The organism is Hallella absiana (genome assembly GCF_025457485.1).
Lineage (GTDB): Bacteria > Bacteroidota > Bacteroidia > Bacteroidales > Bacteroidaceae > Prevotella > Prevotella absiana.
On the sequence record NZ_JAMXSP010000004.1, the window covers coordinates 70,853 to 91,022 of the forward strand.

General features: G+C 51.3%; 14 protein-coding genes and 2 pseudogenes. All 16 read right to left on the reverse strand.

Features of this window, described 5'->3' with window-relative positions:
- Positions 1 to 78 precede the first annotated feature (78 nt).
- Positions 79 to 357, reverse strand: a pseudogene (locus tag NG346_RS14500) (hypothetical protein); the annotation flags it as partial.
- Positions 358 to 403: 46 nt separating this feature from the next.
- Positions 404 to 1,099: pseudogene (locus tag NG346_RS14505) on the reverse strand (DUF6057 family protein); the annotation flags it as partial.
- Complete coding sequence (locus tag NG346_RS03070; protein WP_262280275.1) at positions 1,096 to 1,722, reverse strand: NigD1/NigD2 family lipoprotein; 627 nt, start codon at positions 1,720 to 1,722, stop codon at positions 1,096 to 1,098. The pseudogene NG346_RS14505 and the gene NG346_RS03070, both read right to left, overlap by 4 nt.
- Positions 1,723 to 1,732: 10 nt before the next feature.
- A complete protein-coding gene (locus NG346_RS03075; protein ID WP_262280274.1) occupies positions 1,733 to 2,935 on the reverse strand; it encodes a 1-acyl-sn-glycerol-3-phosphate acyltransferase in 1,203 nt (400 codons plus the stop codon).
- Positions 2,936 to 2,989: 54 nt separating this feature from the next.
- A complete protein-coding gene (locus NG346_RS03080) occupies positions 2,990 to 3,763 on the reverse strand; it encodes a DeoR/GlpR family DNA-binding transcription regulator (protein ID WP_262280273.1) in 774 nt (257 codons plus the stop codon).
- Positions 3,764 to 4,029: 266 nt separating this feature from the next.
- Positions 4,030 to 4,791: a hypothetical protein gene (locus tag NG346_RS03085; protein ID WP_262280272.1), complete on the reverse strand. Its 762-nt coding sequence runs from the start codon at positions 4,789 to 4,791 to the stop codon at positions 4,030 to 4,032.
- 94 nt (positions 4,792 to 4,885) lie between these two features.
- Positions 4,886 to 5,641 carry an MIP/aquaporin family protein gene (locus tag NG346_RS03090; protein ID WP_262280271.1) on the reverse strand — a complete coding sequence of 252 codons (756 nt, stop codon included), beginning with the start codon at positions 5,639 to 5,641 and terminating at the stop codon, positions 4,886 to 4,888.
- A gap of 127 nt (positions 5,642 to 5,768) precedes the next feature.
- On the reverse strand, positions 5,769 to 7,262 hold the full coding sequence (gene glpK, locus NG346_RS03095; protein WP_262280270.1) for a glycerol kinase GlpK: 1,494 nt from the start codon (positions 7,260 to 7,262) through the stop codon (positions 5,769 to 5,771).
- A gap of 67 nt (positions 7,263 to 7,329) precedes the next feature.
- Complete coding sequence (gene glpC / locus NG346_RS03100) at positions 7,330 to 8,589, reverse strand: anaerobic glycerol-3-phosphate dehydrogenase subunit GlpC (RefSeq protein WP_262280269.1); 1,260 nt, start codon at positions 8,587 to 8,589, stop codon at positions 7,330 to 7,332.
- A gap of 32 nt (positions 8,590 to 8,621) precedes the next feature.
- Positions 8,622 to 9,851 carry a glycerol-3-phosphate dehydrogenase subunit GlpB gene (glpB, locus tag NG346_RS03105; protein WP_262280268.1) on the reverse strand — a complete coding sequence of 410 codons (1,230 nt, stop codon included), beginning with the start codon at positions 9,849 to 9,851 and terminating at the stop codon, positions 8,622 to 8,624.
- Between the two features lie 19 nt (positions 9,852 to 9,870).
- Complete coding sequence (gene glpA, locus NG346_RS03110; protein WP_262280267.1) at positions 9,871 to 11,487, reverse strand: anaerobic glycerol-3-phosphate dehydrogenase subunit A; 1,617 nt, start codon at positions 11,485 to 11,487, stop codon at positions 9,871 to 9,873.
- Positions 11,488 to 11,873: 386 nt separating this feature from the next.
- On the reverse strand, positions 11,874 to 12,536 hold the full coding sequence (locus NG346_RS03115) for a DUF4890 domain-containing protein (RefSeq protein ID WP_262288297.1): 663 nt from the start codon (positions 12,534 to 12,536) through the stop codon (positions 11,874 to 11,876).
- Between the two features lie 157 nt (positions 12,537 to 12,693).
- Positions 12,694 to 13,164, reverse strand: coding sequence for a DUF4252 domain-containing protein (locus NG346_RS03120; protein ID WP_262288298.1), 471 nt, complete (start codon positions 13,162 to 13,164; stop codon positions 12,694 to 12,696).
- A gap of 280 nt (positions 13,165 to 13,444) precedes the next feature.
- On the reverse strand, positions 13,445 to 15,376 hold the full coding sequence (locus tag NG346_RS03125) for a RagB/SusD family nutrient uptake outer membrane protein (RefSeq protein WP_262288299.1): 1,932 nt from the start codon (positions 15,374 to 15,376) through the stop codon (positions 13,445 to 13,447).
- A 13-nt stretch (positions 15,377 to 15,389) separates the two neighbouring features.
- The gene (locus tag NG346_RS03130; RefSeq protein WP_396266702.1) at positions 15,390 to 18,404 is read right to left on the reverse strand and encodes a SusC/RagA family TonB-linked outer membrane protein; all 3,015 of its coding nucleotides are present in this window, start codon (positions 18,402 to 18,404) and stop codon (positions 15,390 to 15,392) included.
- 327 nt (positions 18,405 to 18,731) lie between these two features.
- Positions 18,732 to 20,075, reverse strand: a complete 1,344-nt coding sequence (locus NG346_RS03135; RefSeq protein WP_262280262.1) for a sodium-dependent transporter — start codon at positions 20,073 to 20,075, stop codon at positions 18,732 to 18,734.
- Positions 20,076 to 20,170 lie beyond the last annotated feature (95 nt).

Here is a 20,170-nt window from a genome sequence, read left to right on the forward strand (position 1 = left end):
GGCACACATCGTCAACATTCCGCTCTATATGCTCTTCGTTCTTTCTGCCGAGCTGGATGGAGAGTAACCTACGGCTCTTTATTGCCTTTTCAGTTGGAAGCCAACGGCTTCTTGCTTCATGGCTCGCTGCACATCGACAGCATCGAAGGGCAGAGGACCACGGCCGAGCTCGGGCACGTTGAAACTCTTGAGGTTCATATCGTAGAACTGCGAGTCCTGTTGCGGCAACACAAAAGGTTTGTGGGCATGCCCCAGACGGTCGACATAGCAGAAATAGGGCTTGCCATAGAGTCCGTCGTCGCGCTTGCTGGCAAAGCCAAACCACCGGCTGTTGCTCGACCAGGAGTGATAGGTGTCGCGTCCATTCGGGAGCGGCCAGCTTGCCCAGTCCGGGTGCGCCGAGGATGTCACCGACGTTCATCATGTAGCAGGACTTCGTCAGCGGCAGCAGCGACAACGGTAAGGCCGTGGCCACAACAGACAACCCAAGCGGTTGATGACGACGGTGAGCGATGCTATATATAATAAGGAGTAGCAGGCAGAGGAAGCCACCGTTGCCAAACAGCCAAAAGGCAAGGGCAGAAGCACACAGCAACAATATGGTCATGAGCACACGACCGCCTCGGGTAGACGACAGATGAGGCAGCAGCAACATCACCAGCCAAGCCAGCGCGCATCCGCCGTCGGCAGCGATGACAGAGGCCAGCCGGTAGCTGTGCTGTAAGGAGAAAAGGGCGAAGAGCGTCATCACCGCGATGGCGATGGCAAAGGCTCCGTGTCGCAGTCCGATCCGTTGCAGACTGCGCCGCGTGAGGTCGCCCACAACGAGCAAAGACGCTGTGAGGATGGCCGCTCCGGCATAGCGATAGTAATAAAACTGTGTCAGGAAGTCGCCAACGAGACTGGCCAGCCATGCGGGACGGCGGAGATAGTCGGCACAATAAGTCCAAGAGAGCAGAAACAACTGATTTTGCTCTTGGTAGAAGAAATGGTAGGCGTAAGTCGTCTGAAAGAAGACATAGCAGGCAATGGCCCAAAGAAAAACACAGAGGTAAGGTAAGAGGTGCTTAATCGAAAGGTGAGGCAAGGCGAGATTCATGGTTGGTTAAGTAAATGATACCGGGTATTCTTGATGAGCGGCGTGCTGAGGTATCCGCGTACGGTATAGTATTCCGGCTGTCCGTTCTGGTTGTGAGTGAGCATGAGATAGATGTCGTCGGGTGCACCGTTGTGGTGTTTGATGATGGTGTCGACGACGAGTCCTACCTGCTGCGCTTTCTGTTTCTCATCGGTCTGTCCGGTCTTCACGTTGAAGGCGACATTGAAGTATCCCCCACCCTCCCATGTGCTCTCCACGGTGATAGCGTCGGTGGAGAGCGTGGCGGCCTTTTGTTTGCTCACCGGCTGCGTCACCAGCACGGAAGTGGCAGAGAACATTTGACGGGTGATGACATCGTAATAGACCAGCGCGCGGTACAGCGAGTCGGCCTTAGAAGCCCAGTTGAGTTTCACCGGTGTGGCGATTTTCACAGTGTCACCGCCGTCAATAAGCAGATAGTCAATGGCTCCCTTGTCCGACGTGTGCATCATGCAGAAGTCGGCACGAAGATAGGAATAGCGGCTGTCGCCCGACTCATAGGAGTCGTTTTTGCACGATAGCAGGAGCAGAACTCCCGCTATCAGCAATAGAACCGCTGCCGGTTTTGGGATTCTCATTGACATGCTGATGGTCTTAGAACTTAAACGTGAGTTTGCTCATCAGCGACTTCAGTCGGCTGGACTCGGCGTCGCGTGCGTTGTAGTAGTTCTTCACGGGGTTGGCATACTGGTTGAGCAGGCACTCGCGGAGGAACTTCTCATCCTTGTTCTCGATATCGATCTTTGCCAACTGGCCGTTGATATACTGCTCGAAGATCGAGCGCTGCTTGGGCGAGTACATGTCGTCGTGCTCCTTGTTGCCCTGAAGCATATCGAGAGCAACGTAGTTGCCGGGGTACAGGCGGTAGTTGTAGTGGATCTGTGTGTCGATATACTTGGCGATGCTGTCGAAGAGCTGGTTCTTGGGCGTGTTGGCGTTTAGTTTGCGCAACCAGTCGTTGATGCAGGGCGCGCAGTGGTACTGGATATGTCCCTTGAAGCCTTTGATACCCACGCTCATGCTCTCGATGTCGTCGCCCGGTGTCTTTTTCCAGAACGGGACGTCGCGCTTGAGCTGGAACTCGCGTGCCTTGAGATAGTCGCAGGGGTCGTACTCATACGAGATCGTCAGCGGCACGATATGCAGAGCGGCCAAGCGGTCGATGATGCTACCTTCGCCGCCCATGACCATCATCTTCAAGATGGCAGGCTGCGTATTGTCGGTAGAGTCCTTGGAACGGCCCTCACGTTGTGCAATCCACACGTTTTCGTTCTTCTCGCTGATGACGAAATGCATATATTCCGACATACGCTTGCTGGCTTTGTACATCTCCACGGCATGCAGCGCACGCTCCACGGTAAACGACTTGTTGATGCGCACAAGGTCCTTCACCCATGGAATGGTGAGCAGGTTGTCGCCAATGGCAATCTCGCACGTCGTGCTGAAGCCCACGTCGAGCAGCAGCTTGTCGAGCAGGGCTGAGTCGAGGACGATGTCGCGGTGGTTGCTCACAAAGGTGTAGCGGTGGTTGATGTTCACGCTCGAAGCGTCCATGCTGCAACCGAAGCTGGCCTTGTGGATGAGGTCTTGCAGTACCGGATAGCAGAAAGCCTTCTGAAACTCCAGGTTGGTCTTGCAGCTTTTCATCTTCTTGCCCAGGTCCTCCAGCGATACGCCGGGGAAGAGAGTGGTGATGACTTGCTGAAACTGTGGGTCGGCCAACAGCCGGTCGTATACTGCGGGAAGCTCCTCTGGGTTGAAGGGGCGGATGGGATCAAATTCTGATGGAATGTTCATATTGCTTAATTTTAGAGGTGTCTATGGTTTCAGATGGTTTATCTCTGACGCAAATCAGTCTTTCATCTCGGCGACAATCAGCTCGATGCCCAACTCCTCGATGCGGTTTTTGTCCGCGGGGCGGATGTTTGAGTCTGTGATGATCGTGTCGACAGTGTCCATATCGCAGATTTTGGCAAAGCCGCGACGGCCGAATTTCGTGGAGTCAGCCAGTACGATGACGTGCTGGGCAGCCTTGATCATTTTCTGATTGAGGTGAGCCTCACGCATGTCGGTCGTGGAGATGCCGAAGTCGAGGTCTATGCCGTCCACACCAATGAAGAGTTTGCTGAACGAGCAGTCATCGAGAATCTTCTCACTGTATTGCCCTACGACTGAGAGACTGCTGTGGCGCAGCATGCCGCCGAGCTGGATGATGTCGACATTCTCGTTCTTGGCCAGCGATATAGAAGCCTGCAACGACGCCGACACGACGGTGAGACGATGGTTGGTGGTGATGCAGTTGGCAAAAGCATGGATGGTCGTTCCCGAAGCGATGATGATGGAGTCGTTGTCTTCTATCAGCTTGGCAGCCTCCATACCGATGCGGTGCTTCTCTTCGGGACAGTAATGCTCTTTCTCATTCACCGAGCGATTGTTGGCAAAAGGATTGATAGCGATGGCCTTGCCATGGCTGCGATAGAGCTTGCCTTCCTTTTCCAGTTCGGTGAGATCCTTGCGTATCGTGACCGACGAGACCCCGAGTTTGTCGGCCAGATCCGACACGAGCACCACGTTCTGCTTGAAGAACTGATCCATGATAGCCTCGTGCCGCTCTTCTTTGGTCATATTGCTTGTCACCATAACGTTACTTTCGACGATTGTTTTACAAATATACGACTTTTTCCTATTACACGTTTTGCTGTAAAGAGGTTTAACAATAAATTAACACAGAAACCAGCGTTAGAACAGCAATAAGAAAACGTGCTGATACCTTGCGCCCATCGTAGAAACGAAAAAAGGGACGCGGCCACAATGACCGGTCCCCAAATTAACTACAATAGAAATTAAGCGAGATTATGAAATACAGTAGTTACGAGAATGTTGTTGTCCGCTTATAAGTCCAGCAAAGTGATGCCTACTCGGAAGTAGCCCTTGTTGGCCTCTGGATTCCAAACGCCCTGTGCAGTGACCGGCATAGGATGCTTGCCCACCTTTAGCTTATAGGTGCAACCCAGACGAACGTCGTTGATGCCGCTGCTCTTGCCGTAGAAATGGTCGTTGGCATTCTCATCATAGTTGTTGAGAGCGAACGCTCCTGCCACGCTACCGTCTACGCGGAACTGCTCATCCTCATAGAACTTATATGAAGCCTGAACCCAGGATGAGTAGATATTCTGCTTGTTGGCAGTGCCACGATCGCGGCCAGCAAGTATCGTAGACCAGTAAAGCGTCAACGGAAAGCCTGCCTTCACGGCGAAATCATAGCTGACGGCAGCGTCGATGAAGTGGCCGGTAGTGCGGCAATTGTAGTTTCCGATCTTATACCAGTCTGAGCCTTCAGGAGCAAGACCGTCTGAGAAGTTGTAGATATCCCATACGGCAAGGTTGAAACCACTGTGATTGAAGTTGACATAGTAGTCAAACTCCTTGTAGTCGCCATTGATCTGCATACCACCCCACAAGCCTACGCGGAAGTGATTGTTGTTGTCTGACAAACTAAACTCGTTGTCAAAGGTCAGTCCCTTGCTGACCTCCAGACCGCGCCAAAGGTGTGTGGTCTCCAAGCCTGCGTTGTAATGCAGTTTCTGAGCCTGCATACCCATTGGAACAAGTGCCAGTAACGAGAATAACAATGATTTGAAAATCTTTTTCATGATGCTTAGGTTAAAAGTGGATGAAAAGGTGTTTGAACAGGCAGTGGAGCCAAATCATGGGATTCCACTGCCCTTTAGTGATAGTCAGAACAGATTAAAGAGACATCAGCCAAATGCCTGCCAAACCTGCTACTGCACCACCCGCGATAGGACCAAGAACAGGTACCCAAGAGTAAGCCCAGTCGGGATCTCTCTTGTCCTTAATCGGACAGATAGCGTAAGCAATACGTGGAGCAAGGTCGCGGGCAGGATTCATAGCATATCCTGTGGTGCCGCCTAATGACATACCCAACGCTACGATAACGTAGGTAATAGGCACTGGACCCAATGCAGACAGACCAAAGGTATGAGACTCTGGGCAATAGCAGTTGCCCTTTGTGCCGAAAGCTACGATCAGGAACACCAGCAGCAAGGTTGCGATGAACTCGCTGATGAAGTTGAGAGGATAGTTGCGGATGGCAGGAGCTGTACAGAATACGCCCAACTTCGTGTCTTTATCGGATGTGGCATCGAAGTGATCCTTGTAGAACAACCATACGATGATACCGCCAATCACGCCACCGATCATCTGACCGGCCACATAGGCAGGAACAGACGCCCAGGGGAACTTACCAGCAACAGCGAGACCGACAGACACGGCAGGGTTGAGATGAGCTCCCGTGTAAGGGCCGGCGATCAATACGCCCATGCACACTGCAAGACCCCAACCAATGGTGATTACGATCCAGCCTGCTCCTTGAGCTTTACTCTTGTTCAAACTTACGGCACAGCAAACGCCGTCTCCGAAAATTACCAGTACCATCGTACCGATCAGCTCCATAAGGAACTGTGTTGTCATTGAATAATCCATAAAATAAGTTTTTAGTTGGTTTTGTTCGTTAAGATTGTTAGTTTTTCCCGCATCAAGCGAGGGGAGGATATTATGCCCAAGACAGACTATGTTCTTTCCCCTCACTCAATGGATGTCAAGAGACTGATTACTTTTCGGTCAGTGTTCTTTGGATAGCGTCAGCCCAACCCTTCTTTGCCTCTTCGATCTCCGGGCTGTCCTTGACAGGCTCAAAGGTACGCTCCACCTGCCACTGCTTCTTCAGCTCGTCGATGTTCTCCCAGAAGCCTACTGCCAAACCAGCGAGATAAGCAGCGCCGAGAGCCGTCGTCTCAGTGATCTTCGGACGCACGACATTAATGCCCAGCAAATTGGCCTGGAACTGCATCAGCAGGTTGTTGCGTGAAGCACCGCCGTCGACCTTCAATTCTGTCAATGGGGCGTTCATGTCCTTGGCCATTGCCTTTGCGATGTCATAGGTTTGGAAGGCTATGCCGTCAAGGGCAGCACGGGCAATATGGGCGCGCGTCGTGCCACGGGTAATGCCACAGATAAGCCCACGAGCGTATGGATCCCAATAAGGAGCGGCAAGACCGGTGAGGGCAGGCACAAAGTAGACACCACCACTGTCCGGTACGGTAGATGCCAATTCCTCTATCTCGCTGCTGCTCTTGATAAAACCGAGACCGTCGCGTATCCACTGCACCACGCTTCCGCCAACGTAGATAGAACCCTCAAGGGCGTAGTTGACCTTATCACCAATCTTCCACGCTACCGTGGTAAGCAGGTTGTTCTTGGAAAGCACAGGCTTCTCGCCGACATTCAGCATGACGAAACAACCAGTGCCATAAGTGTTCTTGATGGAACCAGGCTCGGTACACATCTGACCGAAAAGGGCTGCCTGCTGGTCACCGGCAACACCGGCGATAGGCACTTCGTGGGCAAAGATGGTGGTCTTGGTATGAGCCATAATCTCAGAACTGCTCTTTACCTCAGGCATCATAGAGCGTGGAATATCGAGAAGCTTCAGCAGATCATCGTCCCACTGCAGCGTGTTGATGTTGAAAAGCATGGTACGCGATGCGTTAGTGACATCGGTGACATGGGCTGTGCCACGGGTCAAACGCCAGATCAGCCAGGAGTCCACATTACCAAAGCGCAGCTTACCCATCTCAGCACGCTTGCGTGCACCAGGTACGTTGTCAAGGATCCACTTGATCTTGGTACCGCTGAAGTAAGCATCGATGATCAGTCCGGTCTTCTCACGAACTTTGTCGACGAGGCCCTGAGCCTTCAGCTTGTCGCAGTACTCTGCGGTACGGCGATCCTGCCATACGATAGCATGGTAGATAGGCTCCTCGGTGTCGATGTCCCAGACGATGGTGGTCTCACGCTGATTGGTAATGCCGATGGCGGCGATATCCAAGCCGTTGATATCAATCTGAGTGATAGCCTCGGCAATCACGCTGGCCTCACTGGACCATATCTCGTTGGCGTCATGCTCCACCCATCCCGGTTTGGGGAAATACTGTGTAAACTCCTTCTGTGCTACTGAACAGATCTGTCCATTGTGGTCGAAGACGATAGCTCTCGAGCTCGTCGTGCCCTGGTCAAGTGCCAGGATGTACTTTTTTTCGCTCATAGTGTTATTGGTTTAAGAGATTGTATAACTGTTTTTAATTGTTTCCAATAGGATTGGGCGTATAGCCTTAGCAATTCTGATTCAATGCTTTTGTCGCTTCCACATCGAGTGCGTCGGCAAGGATGGAGATTGGATTCATGACGGGATAGCCCGTCGACATCTCTATCTGCCACTTGCAAGTCTCGCAATCAGTAGAGACATAATCGGGATTAACCTCTTTGATCTGCTGGAAGAGGGGCGCGCCAATCTTTTGCGAACGCTCGTAATTTTCTTTCTTGAAGCCGTAAGTACCGGCGATGCCGCAACAGTGACTGTCGAGCATCATGAAGTCGAGCCCGGGAATCATCTTCAGCAACTGGGTGCTATAGAGCGTCCAGCCCATTCGCTCCATGTGGCAGGCGGTGTGATAAGCCACCTTCTTGTGATAGTCTTTGCGGAAGACCAGCTTGATCTTACCCTCATCAATCTTCTGGCAGAGGAAGCGGGTGGCAAGCATCAGACTGTCGCGAACGCCCTGGTTGTCGACCTTAAGCAGGTCGGGATACTCGTCACGCATGGTAAACGTACATGTGGAACTCGTCGTCAGCACTGCTTCATTGCCCTCTGAGAGTGAGCGGCGCATGGCCTGCATGTTGTTCTCGCCCTGTCGCTTGGCCTGACCGGAGAGTCCGTTGGCTATCAGTGCCACGCCACAGCACTTCTCTTTCTCCAAGAGATGAACGCCATAACCGCAGGCATTCATGATCTTGACAAAGTCCTGACCCAGCTTAGGATAGTTGTAGTTGACATAGCAACCATGGAAATAACCGACAAAATGCTTATAGTTCTGCTGCTCAGCCTCAGCGTGACGATGGAACCAAGTCTCGAATTTTGTGCCACTGTAAGCCGGGAACTGACGATGATGATCGATCTTCATCACCTTGTCCAACACTGTCTTTGCGGGAGAAAGGCCAAGGAAGAAGTTGGTAAGAGGTGCCACCAGTGTAGCCATCGAGCCAACGAAATCGGTATTTGCCAACATGCGGTCACGCAGACTGGGGCTATGCTGACTGTACTGGATACGGGCTTCTTGGATGATGTCGCCGACTTTGACACCATGCGGACAAGCTACTTCACAACGCTTACAGTTGAGGCAGAGCTTCAAGGTCTCGTTGAAGAAGTCGGGATTCTTCATTCGGTAGCGCATCAGATCCGGACCGGCATGCTTAGGTCCGGGGTAATTGGGCTCCACGGCAGAGACGGGACAGTAGACCGTACAGATGCTGCACTTCAGACATTGTTCGAAGTCGTGGGCACTGAGATTATGGAGTTGAATCTTTTCAGACATAATAGATAGCGTTTAAAGAGAATGTGTTGCAATCACAAAACAGCCAAAGCTGTCAGCAAGTCAACGCCCGTAGCATCAGCCAGATGCTGTGGGTCATTGCCACCGAGAATAGAACCAATAGCATAGAGGTTGTCTATCGTCGTGCCATCTTTGCTGACTCGAAACTGGTTATCGGCTTTCACGCCGAAGCTCTCGTAGGGTTGCTTGTCAAAGAGCTTGTCTGTTGTCCAGTCGACATGGCTGGCAGCTCCGTTCAATTCTACGTCCAAGCCAAAGACAGACTCGCGTACACTGTAGTAATCCGAGGAAAGACCTCCGCCGAGGAACGACCCCGTGGCCAGTACAAACTCATTGGCTTCCAGACGTGTATCGGCGAGATTCTCGGTACAGACATACTTCAAGTGGTTGTTCTCAAAGCCTCCTCCCTTGACCGTGTCGTTGGGAAGCAGTGTGCCACCCAACTGCTGGAAGCGGCGACGCAACAGACTTTGGACGCGTGTGCCGGGCACCGAGGGAGGAATTGTAGCCACAAAGCGTAGCGGTGTCTTCACGTTTTCTTTCAACAACTTCACCGCACGGTCGTTGGCAATGCCGAGGATAGCAGGCAAGAGCAACAGGTCGCACTCGCGGGGAGTGATGGAGTTCAGCCGGTCAGCGACCTCTTTCACATGGCTGTCATCATCGAGATATTTGGCAATGTTCGTCGCTCTCATCTCTGAAGGACTGCGGCGTGCGTTCTCCAACAGCGGTGTCGTGAACGAACGGACTGTCAACTCTGCACCCATATCATGCAAGGCATCGGCAAGATATGGCACGGCAAAATCAAGGAATCCCACGATATTGACCAGCCCTATCTTCTTTCCTTTGAGTTCCTCCGCACTGTCGACGGAAAACATGTCTTCCATTGTCAACCAGGTGGGAACCAACTTTCCTATCGGTGAGAGGCGGAAATGGTTGTGATGAGCATCGCCCTGCGTGCGCACACCGGCGTCGGCAAGCAACTGACAGGCTTGGGCAGCCAACTGCTCTACATCGCCAAGACGATGATAAGGATGGCTTTCGGGAAGCGCGGCGATAGCAGCCACGGGATCACTGACCGGTTGTCCCTGCTGGTAACCCAACAGATCGAAAGAGCCGGAATGGAAGTGGAGATTGCTTTGTCCTGCCGCAATGACAGCCACTCGCTTGCCTTTCTGAGCCTGTGCAATGGCGCAGGTCATACCACTCAGGCCACCACCTATTATAATAGTATCGAATTTCATAATCTACAAGAATTAGGTTTTAGTTCATTCCAAACAGTTCCTGATAGATCTTCAGCGTCAGCTGATTCTCTTTCAAAGCATCGCCCCAAGCAATCGGTCTGTCGCCTTTCCAGCGTTCCTGAACAAAGACGCTCAGATCCTCAAGTGCTTTCTTGGCTTCGGTATGACCGAGTTGGCAAAGCACGCTCGACGCACGGCAAGCACAAAGCTCGCCTTGGCAGGTGCCCATACCGATGCGGGTACGGCGACGAAGATTGGTCAGACCATGAACATGAAGCTTGTCAATGGCGAACTTCACCTCGCCGACGCTCACCTCTTCGCACTCACAGACAAGCGCGTGGTCCTCTATCTCGCTGTAAGGAATCTCCTTCGTGAAGGTGCCATGACGCCCGATCTCTGCCATCCGGCTTGTGGAGGCTGTGAGATTTCGGAAGTCGCTTTGCAACTCATTCTTAATTTCTCGCGCACTTTCCTCAGAACCCGGCAACGGTGTGGTGGCGGTCTTACAAGGTTTGTCTACACCTAATTTCTTGCAGGCCAAATTGGTAGCTTGCTCAGCCATCAGGCGATAGGTCATCATCTTTCCGCCCGTGACGGTGATGAAGCCCTTGAGTCCATCGCGCTGCTCGTGGTCAAGAACAATGATGCCACGGCTGATGCTGCGGCCAGAAGGATCGTCGTCAGAGGCTACCAGCGGTCTCACGCCGGCGTAAGCGCGGAGGATGCGTGAGGTGGAAAGACTGGGAGCCAACTGCATGCCTTCCCTGATGAGCAGATCCACTTCCTCCGGTGTCGCCCTCATGTCATCGATCTGATCAAAAGGAACACGGTCGCTGGTCGTACCAATCACGCAGACAGCATCGTCCGGAACCAATATATCTCCATTGGCAGGCTTGCGGCAACGGTTGATCACCATGTGGTTGACACGATGCCCGAAAATCAGCAGCGTACCCTTAGCCGGGAACATGTTGATCTTGATATCAGCAAGCTGAGCCACAAGATGTCCCCAGATGCCTGCTGCATTGATGACTAATTTGCAATGAATATCGGTTTTCTCTCCCGTATGGTTATTGCGCAGATGCACGCCTTTCATCACTCCGTTCTCTATGATGAAGCCTACAACCTCTTCATAGGTCATCACTTCCGCACCATGCCGCTTGGCGTCCAAGATGTTGGCAGTGGTCAGACGGAAGGGATCGACAGAGGCGTCGGGCACACGAACTGCACCTTTCAATGCTGGGTTCACGGCAGGTTCCAACCGACGCGCTTCTTCCGGAGAAAGCACATCCGCGCGGATTCCGGCCTTCTGACACGCTTCTACAAACTTCTGCTGATACGCCAAGTCATCCTCAGGTAAGGTGATAAAAAGACCGTCGGTCTCTTCCACGCAGTGCCGGGCAATGCGACGGAGAATCTGATTCTCCTGTATACACTCCTTGGCAGACTCCTGATCAGTGACAGCATAACGGGCTCCGCTATGCAGAAGACCATGGTTGCGTCCCGTAGCTCCATTGGTGAAATCGCGTTTCTCCACCAACAGCACCTTCAAACCACGCATGGCACAATCTCTTGCAGTACCTGCTCCTGTGATTCCTCCGCCAATGATGACGACATCATATAGATTGTTCTCGTTCATGTCAAAAGACCTTTTTAGGTTGATATTCTTGGTTGTCGATACACGCTCTTTCGTTTTATTTTGTATGCAAAACCGTTATATCTTCAAACCGAAACAAAATTAGAATAAAATCTCTAAAGTTGTTCCTTTTATTAGTACTAATTAACACAAAAGTACTTTTAGTGTATTTTATCCTATCTCAATGTTTCGTTTTACAATACAAAACGAAACATAAACTGTACAAAATCACCAAAAGCACACCTTCAGCAAGCCGTTTTTACCGTTACGAAAAAAGGCGGAGCAACACGCCCTGCCTCATTGTAAAAGCTCGATTTGAATAAGTCGATTGCTTATTCTCACAAAGCTAAAACTCTTTCTCGAAAAGCTGATACCTATTCCTCAGGAAGTTATTTGTTTGTCTTCTCCGTTGTCTTATCCGTAACTTTGCTACCTGACTGGCAGCAGTTGCTCTTTGCTTGCTGGCAATGCTCGCCATCCTTCTGCTGTACATGGCTGTCGCAATGCTGCTTGTTGCTGTCGCAGTGCTGCTGATCAGCGTCGCAATGCTGATTGTTGCCAGTGCACTTTTGCTGCTGATCGCCCGTACACTGCTGCTGCGCACAGTTTTCTCCATGATGACGACCACGCATACCATGGTGCGGGCGCATCTGCTGGTAAGTCTTGTACTGGTCTTCTGAAAGGATGCCTTTCAGTTCCTTTTCATACGCTGCGCGCTGTTCAAAGCGCTGTTTCATCTCAGCTTTCTGCTCATCAGTGAGTTCCGGACGCTGTCCTGCACTCTTGCCTTGGACTGATCCTTGCCCCATCTGAGGACGCGTACCGCCTTTTCCTGGGCGCGGACCGCCGAATCCTGGGCGCAGGACACTTTCGTACTTCTTGTTCAACGCCTCCACCTTCTTCTGCTGATCGGCATTCAGTCCGAGTCTCTGTGTCATCATGGTTGTCACTGTAGCCGCATCCATCTTGCGGGGCTGGCGGCCGTTAGCATTCTGTGCCATGGCCATTGTCATAGACAACAGTGCCACAAGCATCAACATCATCTTTTTCATATTCATGGGTTTTATGTTTCGAAGCATAGCAAATTGCAATTCTCATGCTGCTTCTTGACTACTTTGACGCACACAGTCATCGAGTGTTTAACGACAAAAACGTGAAAATAAGCAAACGAAGCACATGCGTCGCCTATAAGCAACGGAGAGATCACGGTCAGTCGCCCATCATATCCACGATAGCGCCCAGGTCTTCGGGGTTGATGTCTCCCTTGACCAGCACGCCCACACAGTTGTTGTCGCTATACACGCAGGTGATGATCTCATGGATCAACTCATCATCTTTCTTGATCATCACCAGCACATCGCTGTCACCCTGCTTGGTGCGCGCATACTCTTCATAGCCCTCTTTACTCAAGGCGGCGACCTGCTCAGCAAACTTCTTGCGTGTGCGCTTTTTGCAATTACCCAAGCGAAGGACACGTGCAGACTTCACCTCTTTCAACACGGCCGCCACATTGTTATCCTTCACCTTGTCACCAGCCAAAGCCATCAGCACCCCGGGCACGCTGGTGTACTCTGCTTTCTTCTCACTGCGAAAGGCATCAAAGACCTTCTGAGCCTGTTGGGCACATGCAAACTGCGTGGCAAACACCACCAGCAGCATCAATAACATCTTCTTCATCATGATCTGATTTCTACCTTCTAAAATGATTATATAACTGTTGGAAAAACGGGCTCTCCCCCTGCCTTATTGTGTATCAAAGCATTTATGATGCCACTACTACAGAAGGCCGAAGCCATGAGAAAGACAGGAAACGGGAACATAGCAGTTCGACAACATGCTAAAATAATAGGGAGAACCCGAAAGTTCTCCCTATCTATTAATTAGGTATCAGTGTAGTCTCACAAGCCTCTCTATATAATAATAGGTGTTGCTGATGAGACAAAGCTCTGTTCTGATGTTATCATTGCCGGTAAGCCGGATTCTGATAAGCCTGCTTTTCCTCTGTCGTCATATCCAGAGCATCGAGCTGTCCCTGAGGTATTGGGCGCAGATAATACTCTTTCGGGATTGTACGTTTATAGACTTTGCCCGTATGATCGTTGTTGCCTGTACCTGCAATTGTATAGGTTCCGGCACGCTCAGCCCACTTTTGTGTGCGCACAAGATCAAACCAGCGATGTCCTTCACCAAAGTATTCACGGCCCAGTTCGTCAAGCAGGAAGTCAATGGTAATCGTTGCCGGAGTGGCAGCCACCATTTCTTTGCTGTAGTCAACAACCTTCTCCTTGTTCTCTGCATTGCTGTAGCGCCACTTTCCGGCGCGCGCACGGATGACATTGATCATCTTTCGTGCATCGTCGTTCTTGCCTAACTTCACGGCAGCCTCAGCAGCCACAAAGTAGAACTCCGAGAACTTCAAAGCCACAAACGGACGTGTGCTGCCTGCGTTAGGCTGTCCCAGACCATTGCCATTGTCGGTGCGATACGGTCCTATCTTCCAAAGGATAGGATACATAAAGCGGCTGATACCGGCAGGATCTACCACATAATCAGAGCGACCGGGCAGAGTTCCGCCACCGACACCGTCGGCATTCTTGGAGTAATCGATGCTGCTGTTGTTGTCATTGAGGAAGGTCAGTACGGCATCACCGGGCTTGATCTTCATGTCATTAGCGTTGAGAGCCTCCTTGCCATTATACTGTGAGTCTTTGTTCCAATTGGCGCGGAAGCAAGTGGTAAAGGTACCATCGTAGCGTGAGTCCTGTGTCTTGTTGGCAAAGGTATGGGTGAATACTTCCTGAGGAGGTGCCATACGTGTCCAAGGACGACCAAGGGCCTGCACACACTCACGGCGTACGGGATTGAACACCTTACCGTCTGTTGTCTTAGCAAGCATATTGGGATAGTTCCAGCAGACCATCCAAGAAGCGAAGTTATCAGGTGCGCCGCCACTGCCATAAGTCAGCGATCCACCATTATACTCCTCGCTCTTCTCGGTATGGTCAGCCCAGAGCATACACTCAGCATTGCGGTCATTCTGTGCGAGGTTAACGTCGTAGTAAGTATCCATCAGCTTATACGGGCCAGGATTGTTGATACCTTCCACTGCCAGGTCATAAGCCTTTTGGAAATACTGCTGTGCGGAGAGCCCGTCAGGATCCTTTCGCTCACATTCGGGATAAGTAGGAATGCCATTCGGATTCTCCAGCCACCAGCCATAAGTCAAATAGGCTTGCGCCAGAACCAGGCGTGCAACGTCTTTTGTCACGCCACCGCTGACGCGTGGCTTCTCGGGCAGAGACGCTATAGCTTTGGTCAGATCGGGGAAGATCGCCTTGGTATAAACCTCCGGCACCGTGTTGCGCTTGGAGACACGCGTAGCGTTGGAGTTAAACTTCAGCTCTCCTGCTCCTAAGTCAAGCGGCACGCCACCAAAGGTCTGCACCAGTCTGAAATAGTCAAAAGCGCGGAAAAAGCGCGCCTCGGAAAGCAGACTCTCGCTGATACCGGCAGCTTCGCCATTCTCGATGGTGCCGCTTGCCGTGTTGATATAGGTGAAGGCATTGCCCCACAAAGCGTCGGAGCGACTCGTAGAAGCATTGAGCGAGCCTACACCGGAGAGGTCGGCATCCTTGAAGTTGCCGTCTGCCGACTGTGCCCAAGTGTACTCATCAGTACCTGTCTCACATATATTATAATAGTAAGCGTTGCCATACGTATCGCGCAAATGGGCGTACAGCGCAGTGATGCCACCCTCGACACCGGACTGCGTCTTAAAGAACGACGGGTCGTAGATGGAGCGGGGCTGTTCATCGAGCACGTCGTTGCAGGAAGCCAACGAGAAGAGCCCCAAGGATAGAATTCCTATGTTGATTAAAAGATTCTTTTTCATGATGATAGCAGATTTAGAAGGACAAGTTGAGACCAAAGAGGAAGTTACGTGTTGAAGGCGTGTTGTAGCCAACCACCGGCATGACATGTGCACCAGTATAACCCTCCATCGTGACTGCCATTGTGCCTCCATTGTTACTCAAGGTATTGGTTTCGGGATCGAGACCACACTCATTCTTAAACGGTGAGAAGAAGACAAACGGATTCTGAACCGACACGTAAGCACGCAGCTTGCTGATTCCTAACTTCTTCACAGCAGCCATTGCACCGAAGTCGTAGCCCAAGGTGATGGAACGGATCTTCAAATAACCTGCATTGAAGTAACCGAGTGTAGTGCCATACTTTGGGTTATCGCTCGTGGTGATGCCGCCCGGTTTCGGATACTTGGCATTGGTATTGTCCTCTGTCCAGTAGTCTACGTCGATATTGTTGCGGCGTCCGGAGAGCATGTTCAGATAACCATTGGCGGAGTGGAGCGCGCTGATGAGCTTACCGCCGATCTGGAATGAACCGATGACACTCAGGTCGAAGTGCTTATAGCCTACGCTGGTATTGAAGCCACCCATCAAGTCTGGCTGCATGTCCATCACCTGACGGTCGTCAGAGTTGATCTGTCGTTTCGGTGAGCCATCCTCGTTGTATTCACCCGTGTATTCCACTTTAATCATACCAACATTACCACCAGGCTCGAGGATATCCATGTATTTGTCGTCTTTCTGCCAAAGTCCGATCTTCTTATAGTCGTAGATGACATCGATCGGATGGCCGACAAACCATCTGTTGGCCACATCTTGCTGAGCACCGGAAGCCAAAGCGACGAGTTTATTCTTATTGAAATAGAAGTTCACACCAGCGTCCCATGTCCATCCATGATGGTCCTGAAGAATCGTACCGTTAATGGTGAACTCCATACCAGTATTGCGGGTCTTACCGATGTTGGCAGTATAGCTGTTCACACCGGAAGTAGACGGCAGGGCAACACCTAACAGCAGGTCATGGGTGTTCTGCAAGTAATACTCCACAGTACCGTACAGTCTTCCACCGAGCACCGACCAGTCTACACCGACATTCCAAGTGGAGGAATACTCCCAGCTCAGTTCACTGTTGGGCAGTGTAGAGACATAATAGCCACGTGTAAACTGATCGCCGAAGTTGTAAGTACGGGAGCTCAGCGCACCAAGTGTGGAATAAGGAGAGATACTCTGGTTAGATGTCTCGCCATAACCTACACGCAGCTTGAGGTTGTCCAGCCAGGTGACACTCTTCATGAACTGTTCCTTTGCGATATTCCAACCGAGAGACACAGCCGGATAAGTGTGCCACTGATGCCCTTTGGCCAAACGTGAGGAAGCGTCAGCACGGAAAGCAACACTAAGCATATAGCGGTTGTCATAGTCATACATCACACGTCCCATCCACGAAACGAGGCCGCTCTGCCAATAACCTTGGTTGCCGGGATTGACAGCAAGGTTCTGTGTAGCTGCACCTATATTATAATATTGGAAGTACTCTGCCGGAATAGCCTGACCGGACATGTAGGTACGCTCGAAGCGTGTCTGCTCAGCAGAGTAGAGTCCCGTGAAGTTGATATGATGTTTCTCGGCGAAGATACGGTCGTAGGTAAGTATATTCTCTACAGCCCAGTTCTTTGTGATGTCTTGCTGCACGGAAGCAGAGTTGGGTGTCGTTGCTGTTGCACTGCCCACTCCAGTGCCGGTGAAGGCACCCTGCTTAGCCGAGCGATAGTTCAAGCCGATGTTGATGCGGTATGAAAGACCTTCTACCCACGGACATTTCACCTCGGCGAAGAGCGTGTTATAAGATCCGAAGCCCTTGTTCTCATTGAGCCAGTCGTCCTCCAAACCCTCGGCCACACTGCGCGTGAGCACCCATTGGTTGTCCTGTGGCATGTTGATGGTACGTTTGAGTTTACCGTCGGCATCGTAAGGCGAAGCCAGCGGACTCATCGTCAGGACGTTGTACAGTCCTACCTGCGTACCGGTCACTTCACGATAACTGTTGTTGCTGGTCAGACCAAAACGGAAGTAGTCACCCACACGCTGGTCGAAGTTGGCACGCACAGAGTAGCGGTCAAAGCCTTGGGTAGGCACCACGCCATCGTTGTGATAGTAACCTGCACCGAAGCTATAGCTGCCGCCGTTGGTACCGCCCGACACGCCGACATCATGACTGGTAAGGAATCCTGTCTTGAAAAAGAGATCCTGCCAGTCGGTGTTGACGTCATCAGACTCGTCAACAGTGTTTTCAAACTTCCCGGCATACTTGCGGAGCTTGGCAAACTGCGGGCCGTTCATCATCGGATACTTATGGAAGAGCTTCGAGAAACCGACGTAGGCGTTGTAGCTGACCTTTGCCGGAGTACCCATAGCTCCCTTGACGGTGGTGATCATGATCACGCCGTTGGCACCACGCGAACCGTAGATGGCCGTAGCAGAAGCATCCTTGAGGATGTCCATGCTCTTGATGTCTGCCGGATTGATGTCTGAGAGATTACCCATAAAAGGAATACCGTCCAAAACGATCAACGGGTCATTGCTGGCATTGAGCGAGCGCTGACCACGGATACGAATCTGCATCTCGGCACCCGGCTGCGACGATGTCTGCGTCATCAGCACACCGGCCACACGCCCCTGCAATGCTTTGGCAGCATCCTGGGCCACGATCTTGTTCAGGTCCTCACCGCCGACATTGGCGACAGAACCCGTCACTGCCTCACGGCGCTGCGTACCATAACCGATGACGACAACCTCATTGAGGCTGCGTCCGTGCTCCTTAAGGGTGATGTTGAGATTGGAGTTACTGCCCACCGGCACTTCCTGCTCATCATATCCTACGTAAGATACAATGAGTGTAGCACCTGGTTTGACATTGAGCGTGAAGTGACCGTCGAGATCGGTCACCGTTCCATTCTTTGTACCTTTTTCCATGATGGTGGCACCGATGAGCGTCCCCATCTTGTCACTAACAGTACCAGTAATCCGCTTGGATTGCTGTACAGCTTGTGTCATACCGACATTAGCAGCCACAGCCGTCTGCGGTAGAGACAGAGCGGCAGAGGACAATAAGCCTAACACAAGAGTAGTCTTTCCTAGATTGATGTTCATAGACTTGATAAATAGATAGGTTTAGATTAAATACATCGCAAAGTTAGGTCAAAAAGTCTAAAATCACTTTTTCTATTGTATCATATTCTTTTGCTCATGTTTCAAATCCTACAATATCTAAATAATGGTACAAAAGGAGAATACCGTCCGTCTACCAATACTATGACATTAAAAAAGGGAAAAGCACTGCCTTTCCCTCTTATCTTATAGTATATTTGTCTCTTACAAGCTTTACAGTATTCCCAACTGATGCAGGAATACGGCAAGGATGCACACGGGCGAGACGAAGCGGATGATAAAGAGCCAGACAGCATAGAAGCGGCCCCGCACCGTGCCCCAATTGGTAAACTCGTCACGCACAATGCGCTTCGGCACCACCCAGCCAATGAGGATACAGGTGAAGAAAGAACCTAAAGGCAAAAGAATATTGGAGGTCAGATAATCGCAGCACTCCAAGAAGGTCTTTCCGAAAAGACTGATGTCTGCCGCACCACAAGACAGAGAGCAGAGCACTCCGATGGTCACACACACCAACGTCTCCATGATGGCTCCCTTCTTGCGCGAGATATGCAACTCCTCATAAAACATTGCTGTGCCGATCTCGTGCATGGAAATGGTCGAAGTCAGTGCCGCCAAGGCCAGAAGCGCATAGAACAGCACGCTGATGATATAACCGAGCGCGGGGCTGAACGCTTGCTGAAAGACATTGGGCAAGGTGATGAAGATGAGTGAGGGACCGCTGTCGGGACGCACACCCACCGAGAAAGCTGCAGGGAAGATCATCAGTCCGGCCAACACAGCGATGAATGTGTCGATACCGGCAATCTGCAAGGCAGACTTTGACAGATTAGTTTGCCGGCTGAAATAAGAGGCGTAGGTACACAGACAAGCTGTGCCGAGTGACAGCGAGAAAAAGCTCTGTCCCAAGGCATCAAGGAGGACATTGCTGTCGATCTTACTGAAGTCGGGCTTGAACAAGAAAGCGATACCCTTACCGGCACCGGGCAACAGACAGGAGGCCACCACAATGATAAGCAACAATATAAATAAGGTGGGCATGAGCATATTACTAAACTTCTCAATACCCTTCCTCACTCCGCGGATGACAACCAAATGGGTCAGCACGATGAAAGCGACGGTCCACAGCAATGGCTTCACGGGGTCGGAAGAGAAGTTTTTGAAATAGGCTGCCACATAAGCGGGATCGCCATGGATGCCACCCAGCACGGAGACCACAAGATATTGCAGACACCATCCTGCCACCACGGCATAGAAACCTAAGATGATCATGGACGTGACGGCTCCCATATAGCCGATCAGCGACCACCATCGCCCTCCCAACTGGTAATAAGCACGGGCTGCGTTGGAGGCTCCATGCCGCCCTACGATAAACTCGGCGACCATTCCGGGGATGCCGAGAATAAGTATACTCACCAGATAGACAAGCAAGAAGGCGGCACCGCCGTCCTGTCCTGTCAGATAAGGGAAGCGCCAGATATTTCCCAGTCCTACAGCAGATCCTGCCGTAGCAAGAATGACGCCTATCTTAGTTCCAAAGCTACCACGTTCAGACATAAGCAATGATGAATGATGAATGATCAATTATAAGTGATGAATTGCAAAGGAGGATGGTGCACAGCACCGTCGTACAGAACCAAGCTAACCACAAA